Source organism: Actinomadura parmotrematis, from assembly GCF_019458805.1.
GTDB classification, from domain to species: domain Bacteria; phylum Actinomycetota; class Actinomycetes; order Streptosporangiales; family Streptosporangiaceae; genus Spirillospora; species Spirillospora parmotrematis.
This window is the reverse complement of sequence record NZ_JAIBOA010000008.1, coordinates 183,238-206,444: the sequence shown is the minus strand read 5'-3', so window position 1 is coordinate 206,444 and position 23,207 is coordinate 183,238. Positions and strand designations below refer to the sequence as shown.

Sequence of the window (23,207 nt, the reverse complement as noted above, 5' to 3'; positions counted from 1 at the left end):
CAGGATGTCGGGTATGGACGCTTTGTTTGCGCGGGAGCTGTGGACGGCGGTCGAGCCGGTCCATGTTGTGACCTACTTCTCCGCCGAGCCGATCGCGGCCCTCAAGGAGGCGGGGCTGCGGGGGTACTGGATGGGGTACTTCGGCGGTCGAAGCGCGCCCATGGGGGCCGTGGAGGCCGGACCCGTCGTCGCGGCGTTCCACGGGTTCCATCCCGACCGGGTGCGGCGGGCCGTTCCGGACGCGTGGTCGTTCGCGGCGCCCGAGAAGGTGCTGCGGGCACGGGCGGCGGGCAGCGCGGCGGCGCTGCGGCGGATCCTTCCCGGGGTGGACAGGTTCGCCATCGAGGCGGCGCCGCTGCTCGCCGCCGCCGTGGCGGCGGGGGACCCGACAGGGCGCCCGCTGTTCGCCGCCAACCAGGGCCTCGCGCTGCCCGACGACCCCGTCGAGGCGCTCTGGCAGGGCGCCACGTCGCTGCGCGAGCACCGCGGCGACGGGCATGTGGCGCTGCTGACCGCCGAGGGCCTGGACGGCGCCCAGGCCAACATCCTCGCCGCCGCCGTCCGCGGTACCCCGGCCGCCTGGCTGAAGGACAGCCGCGGCTGGTCGGACGAGGAGTGGGACGCCGCCCGCCGCGCCCTCACCGAGCGGGGCCTGCTGGACGAGCGGGGCGCCGCGACGGCCGAGGGGCGGGCGCTGCGCGAGCACATCGAGGAGCGCACCGACCGGATCGCCGCCCAGCCCTACGCGGCGGTGGCCGACCCCGAGGAGCTGCGCCGGCTGCTCACGCCGCTCGCGCGGGCCGTCGCCGACAGCGGCGAGCTGCCGTTCCCGAACCCGATCGGGCTGCCGCGGATCGCCTAGCGGCTCACGCGTCGCCGGCGCCCTTCGCCAGGCGCGGGATGCCGGCGGCGGCGTAGACGCCGGTCTCGTCGAGGGTCTCGTGCTCCAGCAGGGCGGCGGCGAGCGACTCCAGCTTGTCGCGGTTCTCGCGCAGCGTGCGCAGGGCCTCGGCGTAGCAGTCGTCGACGATGCGCCGGACCTCCTCGTCCAGCGCGTCGAGGGTGCCCTGCGCGGCGTACTGGCCGTAGGGGTCGCCGCCCTCGGGCGGCAGCACCGACAGCGGGCCGATCCGCTCGGACATGCCCCAGCGCCCCACCATCCCGCGGGCGATCTTGGTGACCTGCTCCAGGTCGCTCTCGGCGCCGGTGGTGATGACGCCGAACACCAGCTCCTCGGCGGCCATCCCGCCGAGCGCGCCGATGATGCGGCCGCGCAGGTAGTTGCGGTCGTAGGCGTAGCGGTCGCTGTCGGGGGTGGACACGGTGACGCCGAGCGCCCGCCCGTGCGGCACGATGGTGATCTTGCGGACGGGATCGGCGCCGGGGAACAGCATGCCGAGCAGCGCGTGCCCCGACTCGTGGTAGGAGGTGCGGCGCCGCTCGTCGGGCGCCATCACCAGCGACCGCCGGGTGCCGAGCTGGATCTTCTCCAGGGCGGCGTTGACGTCGGCCATGTCGACGGCGGCCTTGTCGGCCTTGACGGCGCCGAGCGCCGCCTCGTTGACGAGGTTGGCGAGGTCGGCGCCGGTCATGCCCGGCGTCATCTTGGCGATCGCGGCGAGGTCGACCTCCGGCGCGAGCGGCACGTCGCGGGTGTGCACCTTCAGGATCGCGACCCGGCCCTCCAGGTCGGGCGGGGCGACGGCGACCTGCCGGTCGAAGCGGCCGGGGCGGAGCAGCGCCGGGTCGAGGATGTCGGGCCGGTTCGTCGCGGCGATCACCACGACGCCCTCGGAGCCGGAGAAGCCGTCCATCTCGGTGAGGATCTGGTTGAGCGTCTGCTCGCGCTCGTCGTGCCCGCCCATGGACGCGCCGCCGCCGCGGGCCCGGCCGATCGTGTCGATCTCGTCGATGAAGATGATGGACGGCGCGGTCTTGCGGGCCTCGGTGAACAGCTCGCGGACGCGGGCGGCGCCGACGCCGACGACCATCTCGATGAACTCCGACGCCGCCGCCGAGTAGAACGGCACGTCGGCCTCGCCCGCGACGGCCCGCGCGAGGAGCGTCTTGCCGGTGCCGGGCGCGCCGGTGAGCAGCACGCCGCGCGGGGCGCGGGCGCCGAGCCGCCGGTACTTGTCGGGGTGCTTGAGGAAGTCCACGACGTCGCTCAGCTCGTCCTCGACCTCGTCGATGCCGGCGACGTCGGCGAAGGTGGCGCGCTTCTCGTCGGGCGTCACCGGCTTCGGGGACCGGCCGAAGCCGCGCAGCATGCCGCCCGCGCCGCCCCCGCCGGCGACCCGCCGCTGGACGTAGATCATCGCGGCGACGAACAGGCCGACGAACAGCAGCGTCGGCAGCAGCGACAGCAGCAGGTTGGCGAGGAAGCCGCGGTCCTCGTTGATGGGCTTGGCCTCGACGACGACGCCCTTGGCGACCATGTCGCTGTAGATCTTGTCGTCGGCGAACTCGGGGCGCAGCGTCTCGAAGCTGGAGTACTTCTTGTCCTGGTCGCCCTGCCCCGGCACCACCTGGGCGGTCTTCAGCTCGCCCTGGATCTGGAAGCCCTTGGTGTAGACGTCCTTGACGTTGCCCGCCTGCACCTGCTTGGTGAACTCGGTGTAGGCGATGGTGGACGTCTCCTGCCGCCCGGTCAGGTTCATCGACACGAAGCTGAGCGCGAAGACGAGGATGAGCAGCAGCCAGAAGTAGGTGTTGCGGGACGGCTTGAACCCGCGGCCGCGCGTCCCGTCCGGCCGGTCGTCCTTCTTCTTGGCCGGCGGCACGCCCTCGGCGCGCCACGGCTGGTCGGGACGGCCCTGGGCGGGCGCCGGGCGGCGGCGCTCGGGCTCGCGGGAACGCCGCTCGGGCTCGCGGGAGCGCGGGTCCGGCTCGCGAGAGTTCGACGGCACCTGGCATCCCCCCGACACGGCGTCCCGGCCGGTCCCGACCGGATTGATCTTGGTAGTGCCCGGGATGGAACGCACGGAAACGCCCCGTGCGTCACAGCCGCCGCGCCCGTCCCGCGGGTCACCGGGGCGACGCGGCGGGGGCGGTGAACCCGTGCTTGCGGAAGACCGCCGCGGCGGCGGGGGAGGCGAGCCAGGAGACGAACAGGCCGGCCTCCTCCTCGTGGCCGCCCTTCACCACGGCGGCCGGGTAGGAGGCGGTGACGTTCTCGGCGGCGGGGATCGCGACGCTGCTCGCGGCCGCGCCCGCCGACCGCATGTCGGTGATGTAGACGAGCCCGGCGTCGGCCTGGCCCGACCGCACCCGGTCGAGGACGGCGCGGGCGCTGATCTCCTCGGTGTCCCAGCGGACCGTCACCCCGGCCTTGGCGAACACCTGCCGCGCGTAGCGGCCGACCGGCACCATCGGCGCGCCGACCGCGACCCGCAGGCCCGGCCGGGACAGGTCGGACGGCCCCTTCAGCCGCCGCGGGTTGCCCGGCTGCACGGCGATCGTCAGCGTGGTGCTCGCGACGGTGCGGCGCGGCCCGGTGAGGCGCTTGCGGACGGCGTTCATCGACGCGGCGTCCGCGGTGACGAGGACGTCGCCGGGCCCGGGGTCCGCCAGCTCGGCGGCCATCTCCTGGGAGCCGCCGAACCGCGCCTCCACGCGCGCCTGCGGCCGGTCGTGGCGGTAGACGGCGCCGAGCTCGGCCAGCACCTCGGTGAGCGAGGAGGCGGCGAGGACGGTGAGCGTCACCGGCCCGTCCGGGCCGCCGCAGCCGGTCAGGGCGCCGAGGCCGACCAGGACGGCGGCGGCCGCGCGGCCCCGACGGCGGGGGAGTGGGGGCATATGACGGCATCATAGGGGTGATGTCGGTACGGTCCGGTGATTCGGGCGGGCTCTGTCGGTGCCCTTCGTTAGGGTCGGTGCCATGGCCCTCGACCTCATGGAGCTGCTCCCCGCCGGCTGGCGGGCGCGGCTCGAACCCCTCCTCGACCCCTCCGACGTCGCCGCCCTCGGCGAGTACGTCGAGAGCGAGTACGCCGGGCAGACGGTGTACCCGCCGCGGGAGGACCTCTTCAACGCCTTCCGGCACTGCTCCTACGACAGCGCGCGGGTGCTGATCCTCGGCCAGGACCCCTACCACGGTCCCGGCCAGGCGCACGGGCTCAGCTTCAGCGTCCGCGACGGCGTCCGGCTGCCCCCGTCGCTGCGCAACATCTACAAGGAGCTCGCCGCCGACCTCGACGTGCCCGTCGCCACCGGCGGCGACCTCACGCCGTGGGCCGACCAGGGCGTGCTGCTGCTGAACGCGGTCCTCACCGTCCGCGCGGGCGACGCCGGCTCGCACGCCGGCAAGGGCTGGGAGGAGTTCACCGACGCCGCGATCCGGGCGCTGAACGACAAGTCCGAGCGCGTGGTGTTCGTGCTGTGGGGCGCCTACGCGCGCAAGAAGGCCCGGCTGATCACCGGCGTCCAGCACACCGTCATCGAGTCGGCGCACCCGAGCCCGCTGAGCGCCAAGAAGTTCTTCGGGACCAAGCCGTTCAGCGCCGTCAACAAGGCCCTCGCCGACGCCGGCGAGCCCGAGATCGACTGGGCGATCACCCGCTGACGCCGGGGCGCCGCCTCCCCCGCCCGGGGAGGCGGCGCCGCCCTCAAAGTGCCAGGCCGGCGGCGAGCAGCACGCCGTAGGCGATCTGCAGGCGGCCCGTCTCGCCGAGCACCGGGATGAGCGCGGGGCCGGCCGCCCCGCCGAGCACCTTCTGCGTCGGCGGCACCGACAGCGGCGCCGACAGCAGCGCGAGCAGCGCCCACGGGTGCACGACCGCCACGGCGATCACGAACAGGTAGGGCAGTGCGGCGCACCCGGCGTACAGCGCGCGGGTGGAGCGGTCGCCGAGCACGACGGCGAGGGTGCGCTTGCCCGACTCGCGGTCGGTCGGGATGTCGCGCAGGTTGTTGGCGACGAGCAGCGCGCAGGCGAGCAGGCCCACCGGGATCGCCGCCGCCCACGCGACCGCCGGGACGCGCTCCAGCTGGACGTAGACGGTGCCGACGACGGCGACCAGGCCGAAGAACACGAACACCGACACCTCGCCGAACGCCCGGTACCCGTAGGGGTTCTTCCCGCCGGTGTAGAACCAGGCGGCGAGGATCGCGACGGCGCCGACGAGCAGCAGCCACCACGTCGTCACGGCGGCGAGCACGAGGCCCGCGACGGCGGCGGCGAGGAAGCAGGCGAGCGCCGCGCCGAGCACCTGCTTCGGCTTGGCGGCGCCCGACCCGACGAGCCGGAGCGGCCCGACGCGGTCCTCGTCGGTGCCGCGGACGCCGTCGCTGTAGTCGTTGGAGAAGTTGACCCCGATCTGCAGGATCAGCGCGACGAACCCGGCCAGCAGGGCGCGCCACCACACGGCGTGCCCCTCGCCGATGGCGATGCCGGTGCCGACGACGACGGGCACGAGGGAGGCGGGCAGGGTGCGGGGCCGGGATCCGGCGACCCATTGGGAGAGCGTGGCCACTGGTTACCGTTCGGTCTGGTGGGACGACAGGGGACTAGCCCCCCGATTCTTGCGGACGCCGCCGGCGCTTCGCGCGCGCCCCCGCGCCGTCCGGCCCGGCGGCCGCCTCCGCCGTGCCCGGACGGAGCCGCAGCGACAGCAGCAGGCCGCCCGCGAGGATCGCGGCGATCACCAGCGTGCCGCGCCGGGCGGCGACCGCGAGGCTCTCGTCGGCGGCCCGCGCCTCCGCCGCGCGCGCCGGGTCGCGGTGCAGGTCGCGGGCGTAGGTGCCGGCGCTGTGCCGCAGGTCGTGGGACACCGCGGCGCGCTCCGCGGCGGGCAGGCCGCTGCCTTTCAGCCGGTCGTCCATGGTGTGGCCGAGCGAGGTGGCGAACACCGTCCCGATCAGCGCGATGCCGAGCGCGGCGCCGATCTGCCGGGCGGTGGACTGGGTGCCGGACGCCTGCCCGGACCGCTCCGGCGGCACGTCGGCGAGCGACACGTTGGTGAGCTGCGCCGACGTCAGGCCGAGCCCGAAGCCGTAGACGAGCATCCACGGCGCGACGCCCCAGCCGCCGGTCGTCGCCGTGATCGTGAGGGCGAGGCCGAGGACGGCGAGGACCTCCAGCACCATGCCGAGCTGCACGGCCCGGTAGGCGCGGCCGCCCGCCAGGTGCCCGGCGTAGCCGCCGGACAGGAACGCGCCGATCGCGAGCGGCAGGATCGCCAGGCTGACCTGCACCGGCGAGGTGCCGTGCACGCCGAGCAGGAACAGCGGCAGCACGAACACCAGGCCGAGCTCGCCGACGTTGATGAGGGCGGAGGCCAGGTTGCCGCGCCGGAAGTTGGCGATCCGGAACAGCGCGAGGTCGAGCATGACGGGCTTGCCCGCGGCGGCCCGGACCCGCTCGTGGGCGACGAGTGCCGCGACCAGCACGGCGCCGAGCGCGAGGACGGCCGGCACGGGCGACAGCCCGGCGATCTCGGCGGTCCCGACGGGCCGCCACCAGCCGAACGTCTGCCCCTCGATGAGACCGCAGACCAGGCAGCCGAGGCCGAGCGCGAGCAGCACCCCGCCGCCCCAGTCGATGCCGGCGAGCGACCCGCGCACCGCCGACCGCGTCTCGGGCATGAGCGCGAGGGCGCCCGCGACGAGCGCGGCGCCGAGCGGCAGGTTGATCCCGAACGCCCAGCGCCAGCCACCGCCGGTCGCCAGGGCGCCGCCGGCGAGCGGCCCGAGCGCCGCCATCCCGCTGATCATCGAGCCCCAGATGCCGAACGCCACCGCCCGGTCCCGGCCGCTGAACACGCTGTTCAGCGTGGACAGCGCGGCCGGCATCACCATGGACGCGCCGACGCCCTGCAGCCCGCGCGCCGCGATCAGCGCCGACCCGTCCTGCGCGGCGGTGACGCCGAGGCTCGCGAGCGCGAACACCGTGACGCCGAGCACGAACAGGCGGCGCCGGCCGAACAGGTCGCCGGCCCGGCCGAACGGGATGAGCAGCGCCGCGAACACCAGCGAGTACACCGACGTGACCCACTCGGCGTCCGCCGACGACAGGTGCAGCTCCGTGACGATCTGCGGGAGCAGCACGCCCACGATGGTGGCGTCCACGATGATCAGCGAGACGCCGAGGCTGATGACGACCACGCCGAGCCAGCGGTGCCGGCCGGGCGCGGGAGCCGTCGCGTGAGCGCGCGGCGGCGTCAAGGAGGTGGTCTCGGGCACGTTTCCACACTAGGGCCGGGGTGCCCATGCCCCACACCGGGGCGTCGCTAACGCCCTCCACGCCGGGATGACCACCTGGTCGCCTCTCGTTGAGATGCGGCGTGTTGACGTCTTGGAGCGCTCCAAGACGTCAACACGCCGCATCTCAACGAGGCGTGACCACGGGGTCATGAAGCGGAGGGCGCCCGGGTGATGTCGGTGTGGAGGCGGATCTGGCGGACGGGGGTGCCCATGTCGAGGTCGCGGGCGAGGCCGTCAGGAGCCCACCCGGCGGAGGCCAGGAAGGCGCGCAGCACCTCGTCGCCCTCGAACGCCCAGGTGACCAAAGTCTCGTGGCCGTCGTCCTGGAGGGTGTCGACGGTGGCGGCGAGGAGGCGGCTGCCGTGGCCGGCGCGGGCGTGCAGGGGGTCGACGAGGAGGGTGAGCAGCTCGGCGGTGGCGGCCGGGTCGTGGTCGGGGTCCTCGGCGGGGGCGTGCGCGGCGAAGCCGACGACGAGGTCGGAGGCGACCGCGACGAGCAGGCGGTGCCGGGGGCTCGGCGGGGCGGTGACCGCCTCGCTCCAGCGCTCGCGCCAGACCGCCTCGGCCTCGGTGCCCGTCACCTGCTCCAGGACGGGCGCGGGCAGCAGGTCGCGGTAGCCCTGCCGCCAGGCGCGCACCTGGATCGCGGCGACGGCGCCGGCGTCCGCGCGGCGGGCGGGCCGCACGCCCACATCGGCCATGACGGCACGTCCTCTCGGTCGGCCGGCCCCACTGGGCCGGCCCTGCTGTGCCGGCCCACTCTAGGGCGTGGCGCCGTCCGGCGCGGGCCGGTGGCGGGCCCGGTAGGCGCGGGTCTTGGTGCGGTTGCCGCAGACCCGCATGGAGCACCAGGTGCGGGACCGGTTCTTGGAGGTGTCCAGGAACGCCCACATGCAGGTGTGCTCCGGGCACGCCTTGAGGCGCGGCCAGGTGCCCTCGCCGACGGTCGCGGGGATCGCGGCGGCGATCCGGGCCAGCCCGGCGGACGCGCCGGTCCCGGCGGGCAGCAGGGCGGGCGCGCCGCCCGCGAGGCTGACCCGCAGGGGCAGCGCGGCGAGCGCGCCGTCCAGCTCCGCCGGCGGCGCGGCGGCCGGTCCGTGGTGGCCGAGCATCGCCGCCCGCAGGCCCTCGCGCAGCGCGACCGCGCGGTCGAGGTCGGCGGCGTCCGCGCCGGTGCCCGGCGGGACGAGCCCGCGCCCCGCCAGCCACTCCGCGAGGCGCGCGGGCGCGGCGAGGTCGTCGGCGCCGAGCTCGACGTCCAGGGTGTTGACGAAGTCGCGCAGCAGCAGGGCGGCCGTCGATTCGATCATGTTGCCTCCCGCCGTTCTCCCCGCACTGTACCAATCGCGACACCGGCGTTCCCTCTTGGCCGGTTGTCGGTGACCGCTATCGAGGCGGAGGCGATAGGTGCGCCGAGCCCTACCCCGCTACCGCCTCCGGCAGCACGGTCGCCAGCCGCCGCACGCCCTCCTCCAGCTCGGCCGCCGAGCCCGCCGCGCCGTAGGTGAGCCGCAGGTGGGCGGCGGGGGGCTCGGCCGGGAAGAACGGCCGTCCCGGGCTCACCAGCACGCCCGCGCGGAGCGCGACCTCGGTCACCGCGACGTCGTCGGCGCCCGCGGGCAGCCGCGCCCACAGGTGCAGGCCGCCGGGCGGCCGGTTCACCGCGAGGCCCGGCAGGTCGCGGGCGAGCGCGGCGGCGAGCGCGTCGCGGCGCCCCCGCAGCGCGGTGCGCAGCTCCCGCAGGTGGCGCGCCCAGGCCGGGGAGCCGACGAGTTCCAGCAGCGCCTCCTGGAGCGGCCGGGAGGGGAAGAAGCCCTCGACGAGCTGCGTCGCGCGGATGCGCTCGGCGACCGGCCCCCGCGCGATCACCGCGGCGATCCGCACGCTCGGCGCGACGGCCTTGGCCAGCGACGCGATGTGCACGACCCGCCCGTCGCGGTCGCCGGCCGCGAGCGGCGGGGGCGGCGCGTCGACGGCCAGGTGGCGGGCGTAGTCGTCCTCGATCACGAAGGCGCCGGCGGCCCGCGCCGCCTCCAGGACGCGCGCCCGGCGCGCGGCGCCCATCGTCGCGCCGGTCGGGTTGTGGAAGGTCGGCTGGCAGTACAGGGCGCGGGCGCCGGTCAGCGCGAACGCCTCGGCGAGCAGGTCGGGGCGGACGCCCTCCCCGTCGACGGGCACCGGCACCGGCTGGAGCCCGCAGGCCCGCGCGACGGCGAGCGCGCCGAGGTAGGTGGGGGACTCCACCAGCAGCGGCGACCCGGGCGGCGGCACCGCGCGCAGCACGGTCGTGAGCGCCTGCTGGCCGCCCGCCGCGATCAGCACGTCGGCGGGGGCGGCGCCCGCGACGCCCTGCGCGAACCAGGCCCGCAGCTCGGGCACGCCCGCGAGCGGCGGGGTGCTCCAGGCGGCCGGGCGCCGCGCGGCGCGGGCCGTCGCGGCGGCGAGCGCGCGGAGCGGCTGCAGCGACGGGTGCGGGTAGCCGCCGCTCAGCGCGACCGTGCCGTCCGGCGGAGGGCTGAGCAGCCAGGACACCCCGGCGGCGTCGACCGCGCGGTCGCCGAGCGCGACGGCCTGCCAGCCGAGGTCGGGCGGGCCGGGCGCCGCGTCCGGGCGGTCGGCGGCGAACGCGCCCGCGCCGGGCCGCGTCACGACCAGGCCCTCGGCCACCAGCAGGCCGAGCGCGCGGGTGACGGTGACGGGGCTGACCTTGTGCCGCCCGGTCAGCGTCCGGCTGGACGGCAGCCGCTCGCCGGGCCGGAGCGCCAGCACCTCGGGGCGCAGGACGTCCGCGAGCGCTCCCGCACTGCTATCGTTGTGCATGAAGGACAAGAGTAGCGCTATCCCCGGTCCCGCAGTAGCGCGTAGCGGGCTGGTCCTCGCCTTCCTCGGCGTGCTGACCTTCTCGTTCACCATCATCGCCTCGGTCTACGCGTTGCGGGGCCTGGACCCGTACCTGATCGGCATCGGCCGCGCCGCCGCCGTCACCGTCCCCGCCGCCCTCGCGCTCGCCGCCGCCCGCGCCCCGCGGCCGCGCGGCGCCGAGTGGCCCGCCCTGCTCGTCGCGGGCGCGGGCGTGGTGTTCGGCTTCCCGGTGCTGTCCACGCTCGCCCTGGACCACGGCGCCTCGGCCTCCCACTCGGCCGTCGTCATCGGCCTGCTGCCCGCCGCCACCGCCGTCCTCGCCGTGCTGCGCGCCGGCGAGCGGCCCTCGCGGGCGTTCTGGGCGGCGGCCGCGGCCGGCGCGGTCTGCGTCACCGGTTTCGCCCTGCTGCGCGGGGCGGGCCGTCTCAGCGCCGCCGACCTGCTGCTGCTCGGGGCGCTGCTCGCCGCCGCGGCGGGGTACGCCGAGGGCGGCCGCGTCGCCCGCGCCCGCCCCGGCTGGCAGGTGATCTCCTGGGCGCTCGTGCTCAGCGCCCCGATCACCCTGCCGGTGACGGCGTGGCTGCTCGCGACGACCTCACCGCACTGGACGCCGCAGGCGACGGCGGGCTTCGCCTACGTCGCGCTGATGTCGGCGTTCCTCGGCTTCTTCGCCTGGTACGAGGGCCTCGCCCGGGCCGGGATCGCCCGCGCGAGCCAGGTCCAGCTGACCCAGCCGCCCCTCACCCTGGCCTGGTCGGCGCTCCTGCTCGGCGAGCACGTGGACCTGCTCACCGGCGCCGCCGCGCTCGCCGTCCTCGGCTGCGTCGCCGCGGCCCAGCGCGCCCGCGTCGGCGCAGCCCCCGCGCCCGTCCCGGCGGTCAGTCCCGGACGATCTGCGCGAGCAGCGTGAGCACGCCGACCCCGACGCCGATCGGCACGGCGGTGTCGGGGACCAGCGCGGCGAACCCGGCGGCGCCGCCGGCGGCCACCAGGATCACCAGCGCGCGGGTGCTGATCAGGGGACGCGGGGCCGCGTCGGGCTCTTCCCGGTCGTGACGTGCTCGCATGGCGCTCGACCTCCCAACCCGCAACGGGTCTGGACCCCGGCCCGAGGGTCCGTCCGCAGCGGCGGGGGCCCGGCGGGCCGCTTACGGGAAGTGTCGTCCCGGCGTCAACGCACCCCGGCGCGGCGCGCGCGGCGCCGACCAAGATTTGATCTTGAAGCCGCCCGGAATGGTCCATGATGGCCGGATGGTGCGGAGAACGGCCAGGTGGGCCGGGTGGGCGGTGGCGTACGTGCTCGGGCTGGTCGCGCTCGCCGCGGCCGGCGCGTGGGTCTGGTGGCAGCCCGCGCCGACGGCGGCGGGGACGGCGACGAACGCGCTCTGGGCGCGCCACCAGTGGGTCGGCGAGACCCACACCGGCGCCGAGTACCGCGCCTTCGGCGACCTCCTGGAGCGCGGCCGGATCACCGACGTGTACTTCCACGCCGGCCCGGTCGAGGCCGACGGCACCGTCCCCGCCGCCAAGTACCGCAACGCCCGGGCGCTGATCGCGGCGATGCGCCGGTACGCGCCCGGCGTCCGCGCGCACGCCTACCTCGGGCAGATCCGGGTGGCGGGCGGCGCGGGCGTCATCCAGCTCGACGACCCGGCCGTGCGCGCCCGCGTCGTGCGGACCGCCGGAACCTTCCTCGACCTCGGCTTCGACGGGATCCACTACGACTTCGAGCCCATCTACCCCGACGACACCGCCTTCCTCGCCCTGCTCGACGGCACGCGGAGCCTCACGAAGGCGCGGGGGCGCCTGCTTTCGGTCGCGCTGGAACAGCCCACCCTCGCGGACGGCCTGCAGCCGCTCTACAAGGCGCTGCTGCCGCGCGGCGGCCGGTTCGAGTACCCGCCGCGCCCGACGGACGCCTTCCTCCGCTCGGTCGCCGCCCGCGTCGACCAGGTGGCGATCATGACCTACGACGTGTCGCTGCCGACCCGCTCGCTGGCCGGCCTGCACTACGCCCGGCACACCGCGCACGTGCTCCGGCTGATCGGAGACCAGGTCACGGTGTTCATGGGCGTTCCGACCTACCGCACGAGCATGGCCTGGGCCGAGGACCTGGACGGCGCGCTGCGCGGCGTGCGGCGCGGCGCGGACGCGCTGGAGCGCCCGCCGGCGCGGCCCTGGGGCGTCGGGATCTACGCCGACTGGACGACGGACCCCCAGGAATGGGCACGTTACCGGTCAACGTGGCTGCCCTCGGAGATAGCAAGGATTAACGGTTAGGCAAGCCTGCTTGTCACGTTCCCAAATGCCCGAAACCGCAGGTCAAATCATCCGGATAGGCGGCGCCGCACCGGGTAGGAGACGGCGCGTAGCACTCCACTGGCGGATGGTGAGAGAAGTGGGGACCAGGCCGATGGGCATTCAGCAGCCGATGGGCGTTCAGCAGACCGCTTGGCGCGAGACCGACCGTCTCAGCGAGCTCTCCACCGAGTTCAGCGGATGGCGGATCGGCCGCGGCGGCTCGGGGCACTGGTGGGCCGTGCGCGGCAACGAGCTCGTGCGCACCCTGAACATCGACGAGCTGCGCCTCCGCCTCGCGGAGCTCAGCGAGGAACTGGGCAAGGGGCTGGGCGAGGAGCTCAGCGGAATGCAGCGCGCGGGCTGACCGCGCGCGGCGTGTTACCAGACCGAGTCCGGTAAGTAGCCGGAGTGACCCCGTAACGCGGCATTTGCGTGCCACGATGTGGAGGTGGAAGCCGCGTCCGCGTACCCCCGAGCGCGGACGCGGCTTCCCCCTCGACCGGCCCGCCGGGTGCCCGGCGCCGGGCCCCGCTGACGCACCGCGGGCGCCCCGCTGACACTCTGGCGGGCACCTGCGGGTCCTACTGCGACGGCCGGACCGGTACCGTTCGATGCATGGCACCGAGCACTACTGCGGACGCCCCGTTCGGACGGATGCTGACCGCGATGGTCACCCCGTTCTCGCCGGACGGCGGCGTCGACTACGACGGGGCGGCGCGCCTCGCGGCCCACCTGGTCGACGAGCAGCGCCACGACGGCCTCGTCGTCAACGGCACCACCGGCGAGTCGCCGACGACGAGCGACGCCGAGAAAGAGCGCCTGCTGCGGGCGGTGGTGGAGGCGGTCGGCGACCGCGCCGCCGTCGTCGCCGGTGCCGGGACCAACGACACCGAGCACAGCCGGGAGCTCGCGCGCCAGGCCGAGCGGGCCGGCGCGCACGGGCTGCTCGTGGTCACGCCGTACTACAACAAGCCCCCGCAGGAGGGGCTGGTCCGCCACTTCACGGCCGTCGCCGACGCCACCGGCCTGCCGAACATGCTCTACGACATCCCCGGCCGGTCCGGGGTGCCGATCGAGAGCGGCACGCTGGTCCGGCTCGCCGAGCACCCGCGGATCGTCGCCGTCAAGGACGCCAAGGGCGACCTGTTCGCGTCCTCGCAGGTGATGGCGCGGACCGGCCTGGTGTTCTACTCCGGCGACGACAACCTGAACCTGCCCTGGCTGTCGGTCGGGGCCGCGGGGTTCGTCAGCGTGGTCGGGCATGTCGTCGGCGCCGACCTGCATGAGATGATCGACGTATACCGCGCGGGGGACACGGCGCGGGCGCTGGAGATCCACCGGCGCCTGCTTCCGGTCGTCACCGCGATCATGACCCGTACGCAGGGCGCCATCGCCGTCAAGGCCGCGCTGAACCTGCTGGGCCTGCCGGGCGGCGGCGTGCGCGCGCCCCTGGTCGAGGCCCCGCCGGAGTTCGCGGCGCGCCTGCGCGAAGACCTCACGATAGGGGGAGTCAAAGTGCCGGAGGTAACCATCCCGGAGGTCGACCGGTGAGCCACCCTCACCCCGAGCTGTCCGCCCCGCCCGCCCTCGCCGAGAACGGCCTCCGCGTCGTCGCGCTCGGCGGCCTGGGGGAGATCGGCCGCAACATGACGGTGTTCGAGTACGGCGGACGCCTGCTCATCGTCGACTGCGGCGTGCTCTTCCCCGAGACCGAGCAGCCGGGCGTCGACCTGATCCTGCCCGACTTCGAGTACGTCCGGGACCGCCTGGACGACGTCGAGGCGGTCATCCTCACGCACGGCCACGAGGACCACATCGGCGCCGTGCCCTACCTGCTGCGCGAGCGCCGCGACATCCCGCTGGTCGGGTCGCGCCTCACGCTCGCGCTCCTGGAGGCCAAGCTCACCGAGCACCGCATCAAGCCGACCACCGACGTCGTCGTGGAGGGCGAGCACCGCTCGTTCGGCCCGTTCGACATCGAGTTCCTGTCGGTCAACCACTCCATCCCCGACGCGCTCGCGGTCGCCATCCGCACGCCCGCCGGCCTGGTCCTGGCGACCGGCGACTTCAAGATGGACCAGCTCCCGCTGGACGGCCGGCTGACCGACCTGCCCGGGTTCGCGCGCCTCGGCGCCGAGGGCATCGACCTGCTGATGTCGGACTCCACCAACGCCGAGGTGCCGGGGTTCGTCACCAGCGAGCGCAACATCGGGCCGATCATCGACGAGGTGTTCCGCACCGCCAAGGAGCGGCTCATCGTCGCCTGCTTCGCCTCGCACATCCACCGCGTGCAGCAGGTGCTGGACGCCGCGGTCGCCAACGACCGCAAGGTGTGCTTCGTCGGCCGGTCGATGGTCCGCAACATGGGCGTCGCCCGCGAGCTCGGCTACCTGACGGTGCCGGACGAGATCATGGTGGACGTCAAGGACCTGGAGAGCATCCCGGGCGACCGGCTGGTGCTGGTCTGCACCGGCTCGCAGGGCGAGCCGATGTCGGCGCTGTCGCGGATGGCCAACCGCGACCACCAGCAGATCCGCATCACCGCCGACGACACGGTGCTGCTCGCGTCCTCGCTCATCCCGGGCAACGAGAACGCCGTCAACCGCGTGATCAACGGCCTCACCCGCTGGGGCGCCCGCATCGTGCACAAGGGCAACGCCCTCGTGCACGTGTCCGGGCACGCGGCGGCGGGCGAGCTGCTGTACGTCCTCAACGTCACCAAGCCGGGCAACTTCATGCCGATCCACGGCGAGTGGCGGCACCTGCGGGCGCACGCCAAGCTCGCCGCGCTGACCGGCGTCCCCGACGAGAACATCGTCATCGCCGAGGACGGCGTGGTGGTGGACCTGGTCGACGGCCACGCCAGGATCGTCGGCGCGGTCCCGGCCGGGTACGTCTACGTGGACGGCTCCTCGGTCGGCGAGATCACCGAGCACTCCCTCAAGGACCGCCGGATCCTCGGCGAGGAGGGGTTCATCTCGGTGGTCGTCGGCATCGACTCCAGCACCGGCAAGGTCGTCGCCGGGCCGGAGATCCACGCCCGCGGCGCCGGCATCACCAACGACGACTTCAACGAGATCATCGACAAGCTGGAGGCGGCGCTGCAGAAGGCGGCCGGCGACGGGGTCAACGACACCCACCAGCTCAGCCAGATCATCCGCCGCACGACCGGCAAGTGGGTCGCGGACAACTACCGCCGCCGCCCCATGATCATCCCGGCCGTCGTCGAGGTCTGACGCCGCACCGCACCGCCCGCCGGCCACGCGGCGGCCTCCAGGGCCGCCCGTGGCCGGCGCCGTCCGATAGCGGACGGAAGGCGACACGCGCCCCGATGTGCAGGGAACTTGGCGCGCGCTTGATTACTCTCATAACCATGGCCACACGTGCGTCCGGGGGAGCGAAGCCGTCCTCGCGTACCGGGGCCGGAGCGGCCCGCAAGCCCGCCGGGGCCAAGCCGCCGGCGCCGCGCAAGCCGCGGAGCGGCGGCGGGGGGAGCGGCGCCAAGCGGCCCGCCCCGCGGCCGCCGCAGCGGCCCGACCCGTTCTCCCAGCTCGTCGTCGGCCTGTTCAAGCTGGTCTTCAAGCTCTACCACCTGGCCGCCGTCGCGGTCGGGTCGGTGTTCCGCGCCTACGGCAACGGGGCGCGCGGCCTCGACGTCGAGCACCAGCGCGACGGCCTCGGCCTCGCGCTGCTCGGCGCGTCGATCGTGCTCGCGTCGGTGACCTGGTGGACGCCCGAGGGCGTCGTCACCAAGGCGCTCGGCGAGGTGGTGCGCGGCTCCGTCGGGGTGCTCGCCATGGCGCTGCCGGTGATGCTCGCCGCGCTCGCCTGGCGGACGCTGCGCCACCCCGAGCAGAGCGAGGAGACCGGCCGCGTCGTCATCGGCGCCTCCGCGCTCGGCACCGGCGTGCTCGGCATGATCCACATCGGGTCGGGCGGGCCCGCGCCGGCCACCGACATGGCCGGGGTGCGCGCGGCGGGCGGCGTCGTCGGCTGGCTCGTCGGCGCGCCGCTGCACGCCGCGCTGAGCGGCTGGGTCGCGGTGCCGCTGCTGCTCCTGCTGTCGTTCTTCGGGCTGCTCGTCATCACCGCGACGCCGATCGCCCGCGTCCCCGACCGCGCCATGGAGCTCTGGGCGCTCGCCACGCTCCAGGGCCGCCCCGCCCCCGCCGAGCAGGAGGACGAGGCCGAGCCGCGGCGGCGCCGCAAGAAGAAGGACGAGGACGAGGACGGCATCGAGGTCGGCGAGCACTCCCGCCCCTACGACACCCCGCTGCTGGAGGGCGAGGGCGCCGGGAAGCGGCCGGCCGCCCCCCAGCGCGACCTCGCCGACGACATCTTCGACCTCGACCGCGTCGAGGGCGAGCCGGCGGGCGCCGAGCTCCCGCCGCCCCCCGCCGACCTCGAACCCGGACCCGAGCCGGAGCCCGCGCCGCCCGCCCCCGCCGCGCCCGAGGTCCCCGACCCGACGCCCGCGCCGCGCCGCACCGAGCAGCTCCCCCTGTCGTCGTCCGGCGAGATCTACCAGCTGCCCGACCCGGCGATGCTGCGCCCCGGCAGCGTCGCCAAGCCGCGCACCAAGGCCAACGACGTCGTGGTCAGCGCCCTCACCGGCGTGCTGGAGCAGTTCAACATCGACGCGCAGGTCACCGGGTTCACCCGCGGCCCGACGATCACCCGCTACGAGATCGAGCTCGGCCCCGCCGTGAAGGTCGAGAAGATCACCGCGCTGGCCAGGAACATCGCCTACGCGGTGAAGAGCCCCGAGGTGCGGATCATCTCCCCGATCCCCGGCAAGTCCGCGATCGGCGTGGAGATCCCCAACGTCGACAAGGACATCGTGAGCCTCGGCGACGTGCTCCGCTCGCCCGCCGCGACGAACGAGCACCACCCGATGATCGTCGGCCTCGGCAAGGACGTCGAGGGCCGCACCGTCGTCGCGAACCTGGCGAAGATGCCGCACATCCTCATCGCGGGCGCCACCGGCGCGGGCAAGTCGACCTGCATCAACGGCCTCATCACCTCGGTCCTCATGCGGGCCACCCCCGACGAGGTGCGGATGATCCTGGTCGACCCCAAGCGGGTCGAGCTGACGATGTACCAGGGCATCCCGCACCTCATCACGCCGATCATCACCAACCCGAAGAAGGCCGCCGAGGCGCTGGAGTGGGTCGTCGGCGAGATGGACCGCCGCTACGACGACCTCGCCGCCTCCGGCTTCCGCCACATCGACGACTTCAACAAGGCGGTCGCGGCGGGCAAGCTGAAGGCGCCGCCCGGCAGCGAGCGCGTCTACCAGCCCTACCCGTACATGCTGGTGATCGTCGACGAGCTCGCCGACCTGATGATGGTCGCCCCGCGCGACGTCGAGGACTCGGTCGTGCGCATCACCCAGCTCGCCCGCGCCGCCGGCATCCACCTGGTGCTCGCCACGCAGCGCCCGTCGGTGGACGTCGTCACCGGCCTGATCAAGGCGAACGTGCCGTCCCGGCTGGCGTTCGCGACGTCCTCGCTGGCCGACTCGCGGGTCATCCTCGACCAGCCCGGCGCGGAGAAGCTCGTCGGGCAGGGCGACGCGCTGTTCCTGCCGATGGGCGCGAGCAAGCCGATGCGGCTGCAGAACGCCTACGTGGCCGAGAAGGAGATCCACCAGATCGTCGACCACTGCAAGACGCAGATGGAGGCGGCCTACCGTACGGACGTCACCGAGTCGGCGGTCCCCAAGAAGGAGATCGACGAGGAGGTCGGCGACGACATGGACCTGCTGGTCCAGGCGATCGAGCTGGTGGTGACCAGCCAGTTCGGGTCGACGTCGATGCTGCAGCGCAAGCTGCGGGTGGGGTTCGCCAAGGCGGGGCGGCTGATGGACCTCATGGAGAGCCGCGACATCGTCGGCCCGAGCGAGGGCTCCAAGGCGCGCGACGTGCTCGCCAAGCCCGACGACCTGCCGGGCGTCCTCGCCGAGCTCCGCGGCAGCGCCTGACGCGGGGTTCCGGCCCCGCGCCCACGGCAAGATCGTTACACTTCCGACAAGATCGTTCGCGGCGGCGCGGCGGCACCGCCGCCATGCCGGAATGATGCGAAATCTTGCCCTGTTTCGAACGTGTTGCCGGTCGCCGAGCGGGCACGCCCGTTCCTAGACTGGGAGCGCCGCAGCAGTGGAGGGAGACCGCGTGAGCATCGGTGAGACCCTGGCGGACGGACGTCGACGGGCCGGTCTCACGGTCACCCAGGTGAGCCAGCGGACCCGGATCCGCGAGACGGTCATCCGCGGCATCGAGAACGACGACTACGCCTCCTGCGGCGGCAACTTCTACGCGCGCGGCCACATCCGCAGCATCGCGCGGGCCGTCGGCGTCGACCCCGACCCGCTCGTCCGCGACTTCGACGAGGCCCACGGCGGCGCGCCGCAGCCGGTGTCGGCGGTCGCGGCGTTCGAGCCGGAGAAGCCCGTCGCGTTCCGCGAGCGCCGCACCCCGAACTGGACGGCCGCGATGGCGTTCGCCGTCGCGGCGCTGCTCGTCGTCGGCCTCTTCCAGGTCGCCGGCGACCGCGACGGCGGCGAGCGGCACACCGCCCGCCAGGTCGCCGCCGCGCCGCAGCCGTCGCCGTCGCCCACCGCCGGCCAGGACGCCGCGCAGGCCGCGCAGCCGGCCCGCACCAAGGTCGAGCTGAAGGTGACGGCGCGCCGGGGCGTCTGGGTGCGGGTGCGCGCCGACAAGAAGACGATCTTCGACGGTGTGATCGGCAAGGGGCGGGACAGGTCCTGGAAGGGCCGCAAGAAGATCACGATCCTGACCGACGACATGCGCGCGCTGCGGCTGACCGTCAACGGCGAGGCCTTCAAGGCCACCCGCCGCGACGGCCTGGTGCGCTACTCCTTCGGCCTGGACGACCCGCGCCCCGCCTGACCTGCGGCGGCGGGGGATCCGCCGGCTCTGGTCGGCTCAGCGACCCGCGCCCACTACCGTAGTGGGCATGTCCACACGCCGCACGGTCAATCTCGTCACGCTCGGATGCGCCCGCAACGAGGTCGACTCCGAAGAGCTCGCCGCCCGCATGGAGGGCGCCGGATGGGACCTGACCGACTCCGCCGAGGGCGCCGACGTGGTGGTCGTGAACACCTGCGGCTTCATCGACGCGGCGAAGAAGGACTCGATCGACACGCTGCTCGCCGCGCACGAGTCGGGCGCCAAGGTCGTCGCCGCGGGCTGCATGGCCGAGCGCTACGGCGCCGAGCTCGCGGGCGAGCTGGAGGAGGCCGACGCCGTCCTCGGCTTCGACGACTACCGCGACATCGGCGCGCGGCTGGACGACGTCATGGCGGGCCGCACGATCACCGCGCACGCGCCGCGCGACCGCCGCACCCTGCTGCCGATCAGCCCGGTCGACCGGCACGCCTCGGCGCCCGCCGTCGCGATCCCCGGCCACGGCGCCGAGCCCGACCTGCCCGAGGGCCTCGCGCCCGCGTCCGGCCCGCGGGTGCTGCGGCGCCGCCTCGGCGGCGGGCCCGTCGCGCCGCTGAAGCTGGCCTCGGGCTGCGACCGGCGCTGCACCTTCTGCGCCATCCCCGCCTTCCGCGGCGCGTACGTGTCGCGGCCGCCGGCGGAGGTGCTGGAAGAGGCGCGCTGGCTCGCCGGGCACGACGTGCGCGAGCTGTTCCTGGTCAGCGAGAACTCCACCTCCTACGGCAAGGACCTCGGCGACCTGCGGGCGCTGGAGAAGCTGCTGCCGCGGCTGGCGGCCGTGGACGGCATCGAGCGGGTGCGGGTCAGCTACCTGCAGCCCGCCGAGCTCCGCCCCGGCCTGATCGACGTGCTGTGCGGGACGCCCGGCGTCGCCCCGTACTTCGACCTGTCGTTCCAGCACGCGAGCGGGCCGGTGCTGCGGTCCATGCGGCGCTTCGGCGACCGGGAGCGGTTCCTGGAGCTGCTGGAGACCATCCGCGAGCAGGTCCCCGAGGCGGGCGTGCGGTCCAACTTCATCGTCGGGTTCCCCGGCGAGTCCGAGGACGACTTCGAGGAGCTCGCCGCGTTCCTGGAGGGCGCCCGGATGGACGCGATCGGGGTGTTCGGCTACTCCGACGAGGACGGCACCGAGGCGGTGAACCTGCCCGGCAAGGTCGACGCCGGCGAGATCGCCCGCCGCGTCGAGGACCTGTCGGCGCTCGCCGACGAGCTGACCGCCCAGCGCGCCGAGGACCGGATCGGGACCGAGCTCACCGTGCTGATCGAGGGCGCGGCCGAGGACGGCGGGTACGAGGGCCGCGCGGAGCACCAGGCCCCCGAGGTGGACGGCACCGTCCTGGTGCGGGGGGAGGGCCTGGCGACCGGCTCCCTGGTGCGGGTGCGGGTCGCCGGCAGCGACGGCGTCGACCTGGTGGCGGACCCCGCATGATCTCCGAGGCCCGGGGGCCGGTGGCGCCGCCCCCGCCGAGCGTCTACAACGCCGCCAACCTGCTGACGCTCCTGCGCATCGCGCTCGTCCCGCTGTTCGCCTGGCTGATGTGGCAGGACGGCACGGGCTGGCGGCTCGCGGCGTTCGCGGTGTTCGCCGCGGCCTCGGTCACCGACAAGATCGACGGCGATCTGGCCCGCAAGTACGGCTGGGTCACCGACTTCGGCAAGATCGCCGACCCGATCGCCGACAAGGCGCTGACCGGCGCCGCGCTCATCATCCTCGCCGCGCTCGGCGAGCTGTGGTGGTGGGTGCCGGCGGTGATCCTGGTCCGCGAGATCGGCATCACCCTGCTGCGCTTCGCCGTCATCCGGTACGGGGTGATCCCGGCCAGCAAGGGCGGCAAGCTGAAGACGATGCTGCAGGTCTTCGCGATCGGCTTCTACATCCTGCCGGGCCCGCTGGACCCGGTCCGCTGGGCGCTCATGGGCGCGGCGGTCGTCGTCACGGTCGTCACCGGCGTGGACTACGTCGTGCGGGCGTGGCGGCTCCGGGCGGCGGGGCGCGGCACCCGGACGGTCGCCTGACGCGGCCCCGCCCGGCCGGGACGCTTGCCGCGCGGCAAGCTCCGGATCAGTGCGCGGGCGCGCCTGCGAGGGCGGCGTCCAGGGTGTCGTGGACGGTGAAGTGCGCGCGCAGCCCGGCGATGTCGAGCACCCGCGCGGTGTCGGGGCGCAGCCCGCAGAGCGCCAGGTAGCGGCCCGCGGCGGCGGCGCGCCGGTAGGCGGTGATCAGCACGTTGAGGCCCGCCGAGTCCATGAAGTCGAGCGCGTGCAGGTCGAGCACGAGGTGCGGGTGCGCGGCGTCGGCCTGGGCCGCGCGGACCGCGTCGTCGGCCCGCGCGCTCGCGCCGAGGTCGAGCTCCCCGGCCAGCGCGACGACCGTGACCCCGCCGGCGGTGCGGGTGTCGATCTGCAGCGGCGTCATGGGGCTCCCCGGGGAAGATGCTTGCAGGACGACAATAGTGCGCGGGGGAGCGGGGTGGCGGACGGCACACTTTTGAACGTGTTCAGAATCCTCTAGGATGCGACTTGAACACGTTCAAAGGAGGCGCCGTGAGCGCGCTGGTGAACCTCGTCGTCATGACCGGCATGCTGCTGGTCGTCCCCCTCGGGCTGCGGCTCGCCGGCGTGCCCGGCGGCACCCGGCGGATCTGGGCGGCCGGCGCCGTCGCGGGCGCCGCCGCCCTCTGGCTGCCGCGCGGCCCCGCGGCCGTCGCCCTCGCCGCCTGCTACGCCGCCGCGGCCCTCGCCGTCGCCGCGCGGGCGCCCCGCCGCCGCTGGCGGGCCGACGCGGCCGAGGCGGCCGTCGCGCTCGCCCTCGTCATGCCGCTGGTCGCCGCCACGGCGCTCGTCGCCGAGCGGGGCGGGCTGCACCTGTTCGGCTTCTCCCTGCGGATCCTGTCGCTGACCGTCGCCCACTTCCACTTCGCCGGGTTCGCCGCCGCCCTCATCGCCGGGCTCGTCGGGCGGACCGCCGGGCCCGGCCGGCGCGCGGCCGCCGCCAGCGTCCCGCTCGGGACGCTGGTCGTCCTCGCCGGCTACTTCACCGGCGAGTGGGTCGAGTTCGCCGGCGCCGTCGTGCTCACCGCCGGCATGTGGCTGGTCGGCTGGCTGACCTGGCGGGACGTCCGGCCGGCCGGCGACCGGGCCGCCCGCGCGCTGCTGCTGGCGTCCTCGGCGGTCCTCGCCGCGACGATGGTGCTGGCGCTCTGGTGGGCGCTCGGCGAGGCGTCCGGGCTCGTCCACCCGACCCTCGGCTGGATGGCGGCGACCCACGGGGTGGGCAACGCGCTCGGCTTCGGGCTGTGCGGGATGCTGGCGTGGAGCCGGGTCAAGCGGGACACGGAGGGCAGGAGGCGGGCATGAGCGATCAGGAGTTCACCTACCCGGAGGTCGGCGCCACCGAGACGCTGGACCTGCCGGACGGCTACAAGCACCTGCGGGTCCGCACGCTGGTCGGCCACGGGCCGGGCGCCCTGCGCGAGGCGGGCGACGCGCTGATGGAGTTCTGGATGCACCGGGCGCTGCCCGCCCGGGTGGACGCGACGGCCCGCCGCGCCGCGCCGGGCGTCGGCGTCGTCATCGGCCTCGGCGTCGGCCCCCTCCGGATGAAGGCGCCGTGCCGGGTCGTCTGGACGGTGGAGCGGGAGGACCGCGTCGGCTGGGCCTACGGGACGCTGCCGGGCCATCCGGCCTGCGGCGAGGAGGCGTTCGTCGTGCACCGCGACGCCGAGGACGACGTCTGGCTGACCGTCACCGCGTTCAGCCGCCCCTGCTCGCGCGCCGCCCGCCTCGGCGGCCCGATCGTGCCGGTCCTGCAGCGCGCCTACGCGCGCCGCTGCGGAGCGGTGCTGCGCAAGCTCGCCCGGCGGCGCTAGATTC

The 23,207-nt window shown here is 74.8% G+C and carries 22 protein-coding genes; 13 read left to right on the top strand and 9 right to left on the bottom strand.

Annotation, left to right across the window (positions count from 1 at the left end; genetic code table 11):
- The first annotated feature begins 13 nt into the window (after positions 1-13).
- Positions 14-862 (top strand): SCO6745 family protein, encoded by an 849-nt coding sequence (locus K1Y72_RS14770; RefSeq protein WP_220166870.1) that lies wholly within the window; start codon positions 14-16, stop codon positions 860-862.
- Between the two features lie 4 nt (positions 863-866).
- Here the strand turns inward: K1Y72_RS14770 and ftsH are convergent, their stop codons facing one another.
- Entirely contained in the window at positions 867-2,909 is a 2,043-nt protein-coding gene (gene ftsH, locus K1Y72_RS14765; protein WP_220166869.1) for an ATP-dependent zinc metalloprotease FtsH, read from the bottom strand.
- Positions 2,910-3,027: 118 nt separating this feature from the next.
- The gene (modA, locus tag K1Y72_RS14760; RefSeq protein WP_220166868.1) at positions 3,028-3,798 is read right to left on the bottom strand and encodes a molybdate ABC transporter substrate-binding protein; all 771 of its coding nucleotides are present in this window, start codon (positions 3,796-3,798) and stop codon (positions 3,028-3,030) included.
- Positions 3,799-3,880: 82 nt separating this feature from the next.
- Between modA and K1Y72_RS14755 the strand changes: the two genes are divergently transcribed.
- Positions 3,881-4,564, top strand: coding sequence for a uracil-DNA glycosylase (locus tag K1Y72_RS14755; RefSeq protein WP_220166867.1), 684 nt, complete (start codon positions 3,881-3,883; stop codon positions 4,562-4,564).
- 43 nt (positions 4,565-4,607) lie between these two features.
- On the opposite strand, the gene K1Y72_RS14750 is transcribed toward K1Y72_RS14755, so the two are convergent.
- From K1Y72_RS14750 to K1Y72_RS14730, 5 genes are all read right to left on the bottom strand, one after another.
- A complete protein-coding gene (locus K1Y72_RS14750) occupies positions 4,608-5,474 on the bottom strand; it encodes a 1,4-dihydroxy-2-naphthoate polyprenyltransferase (RefSeq protein ID WP_220166866.1) in 867 nt (288 codons plus the stop codon).
- 34 nt (positions 5,475-5,508) lie between these two features.
- On the bottom strand, positions 5,509-7,182 hold the full coding sequence (locus tag K1Y72_RS14745; RefSeq protein WP_308287077.1) for an MFS transporter: 1,674 nt from the start codon (positions 7,180-7,182) through the stop codon (positions 5,509-5,511).
- A gap of 167 nt (positions 7,183-7,349) precedes the next feature.
- Positions 7,350-7,904: a GNAT family N-acetyltransferase gene (locus K1Y72_RS14740; RefSeq protein ID WP_220166865.1), complete on the bottom strand. Its 555-nt coding sequence runs from the start codon at positions 7,902-7,904 to the stop codon at positions 7,350-7,352.
- Between the two features lie 60 nt (positions 7,905-7,964).
- Positions 7,965-8,513: a CGNR zinc finger domain-containing protein gene (locus K1Y72_RS14735; protein WP_220166864.1), complete on the bottom strand. Its 549-nt coding sequence runs from the start codon at positions 8,511-8,513 to the stop codon at positions 7,965-7,967.
- 109 nt (positions 8,514-8,622) lie between these two features.
- Positions 8,623-10,023 carry an aminotransferase-like domain-containing protein gene (locus K1Y72_RS14730; protein WP_220166863.1) on the bottom strand — a complete coding sequence of 467 codons (1,401 nt, stop codon included), beginning with the start codon at positions 10,021-10,023 and terminating at the stop codon, positions 8,623-8,625.
- Here K1Y72_RS14730 and K1Y72_RS14725 point away from each other — a divergent pair.
- Positions 10,022-10,975, top strand: a complete 954-nt coding sequence (locus tag K1Y72_RS14725) for a DMT family transporter (RefSeq protein ID WP_220166862.1) — start codon at positions 10,022-10,024, stop codon at positions 10,973-10,975. The two genes, K1Y72_RS14730 and K1Y72_RS14725, sit on opposite strands and share 2 nt — an antisense overlap.
- Here K1Y72_RS14725 and K1Y72_RS14720 read toward each other — a convergent pair.
- Positions 10,944-11,132: a hypothetical protein gene (locus K1Y72_RS14720; protein WP_220166861.1), complete on the bottom strand. Its 189-nt coding sequence runs from the start codon at positions 11,130-11,132 to the stop codon at positions 10,944-10,946. The two genes, K1Y72_RS14725 and K1Y72_RS14720, sit on opposite strands and share 32 nt — an antisense overlap.
- A 184-nt stretch (positions 11,133-11,316) precedes the next feature.
- Here K1Y72_RS14720 and K1Y72_RS14715 point away from each other — a divergent pair, with 184 nt between their 5' ends.
- The 8 genes from K1Y72_RS14715 to pgsA all read left to right on the top strand — a co-directional run bounded on the left by K1Y72_RS14715 (position 11,317) and on the right by pgsA (position 21,350).
- On the top strand, positions 11,317-12,345 hold the full coding sequence (locus K1Y72_RS14715) for a glycoside hydrolase family 18 protein (protein ID WP_220166860.1): 1,029 nt from the start codon (positions 11,317-11,319) through the stop codon (positions 12,343-12,345).
- 151 nt (positions 12,346-12,496) lie between these two features.
- Positions 12,497-12,730 carry a hypothetical protein gene (locus K1Y72_RS14710; protein ID WP_220166859.1) on the top strand — a complete coding sequence of 78 codons (234 nt, stop codon included), beginning with the start codon at positions 12,497-12,499 and terminating at the stop codon, positions 12,728-12,730.
- Positions 12,731-12,981: 251 nt separating this feature from the next.
- A complete protein-coding gene (gene dapA, locus K1Y72_RS14705; RefSeq protein WP_220166858.1) occupies positions 12,982-13,917 on the top strand; it encodes a 4-hydroxy-tetrahydrodipicolinate synthase in 936 nt (311 codons plus the stop codon).
- Positions 13,914-15,602, top strand: coding sequence for a ribonuclease J (locus tag K1Y72_RS14700; protein WP_220166857.1), 1,689 nt, complete (start codon positions 13,914-13,916; stop codon positions 15,600-15,602). The genes dapA and K1Y72_RS14700 overlap by 4 nt, the downstream gene beginning before the upstream one ends.
- A 137-nt stretch (positions 15,603-15,739) precedes the next feature.
- The gene (locus tag K1Y72_RS14695; RefSeq protein WP_220166856.1) at positions 15,740-18,349 is read left to right on the top strand and encodes an FtsK/SpoIIIE family DNA translocase; all 2,610 of its coding nucleotides are present in this window, start codon (positions 15,740-15,742) and stop codon (positions 18,347-18,349) included.
- A gap of 190 nt (positions 18,350-18,539) precedes the next feature.
- Entirely contained in the window at positions 18,540-19,277 is a 738-nt protein-coding gene (locus tag K1Y72_RS14690) for a helix-turn-helix domain-containing protein (RefSeq protein WP_220166855.1), read from the top strand.
- Between the two features lie 67 nt (positions 19,278-19,344).
- Positions 19,345-20,763 (top strand): 30S ribosomal protein S12 methylthiotransferase RimO, encoded by a 1,419-nt coding sequence (rimO, locus tag K1Y72_RS14685; RefSeq protein WP_220166854.1) that lies wholly within the window; start codon positions 19,345-19,347, stop codon positions 20,761-20,763.
- Positions 20,760-21,350, top strand: coding sequence for a CDP-diacylglycerol--glycerol-3-phosphate 3-phosphatidyltransferase (gene pgsA / locus K1Y72_RS14680; RefSeq protein ID WP_220166853.1), 591 nt, complete (start codon positions 20,760-20,762; stop codon positions 21,348-21,350). The genes rimO and pgsA overlap by 4 nt, the downstream gene beginning before the upstream one ends.
- Positions 21,351-21,396: 46 nt before the next feature.
- Here the strand turns inward: pgsA and K1Y72_RS14675 are convergent, their stop codons facing one another.
- Positions 21,397-21,750 carry an anti-sigma factor antagonist gene (locus K1Y72_RS14675; protein ID WP_220166852.1) on the bottom strand — a complete coding sequence of 118 codons (354 nt, stop codon included), beginning with the start codon at positions 21,748-21,750 and terminating at the stop codon, positions 21,397-21,399.
- Between the two features lie 128 nt (positions 21,751-21,878).
- On the opposite strand from K1Y72_RS14675, the gene K1Y72_RS14670 reads away from it, so the two are divergent.
- Together K1Y72_RS14670 and K1Y72_RS14665 are read left to right on the top strand one after the other, a co-directional pair.
- Positions 21,879-22,691: a YndJ family protein gene (locus K1Y72_RS14670; protein ID WP_220166851.1), complete on the top strand. Its 813-nt coding sequence runs from the start codon at positions 21,879-21,881 to the stop codon at positions 22,689-22,691.
- Positions 22,688-23,203 carry a DUF1990 domain-containing protein gene (locus tag K1Y72_RS14665; protein WP_220166850.1) on the top strand — a complete coding sequence of 172 codons (516 nt, stop codon included), beginning with the start codon at positions 22,688-22,690 and terminating at the stop codon, positions 23,201-23,203. The genes K1Y72_RS14670 and K1Y72_RS14665 overlap by 4 nt, the downstream gene beginning before the upstream one ends.
- Positions 23,204-23,207: the final 4 nt, after the last annotated feature.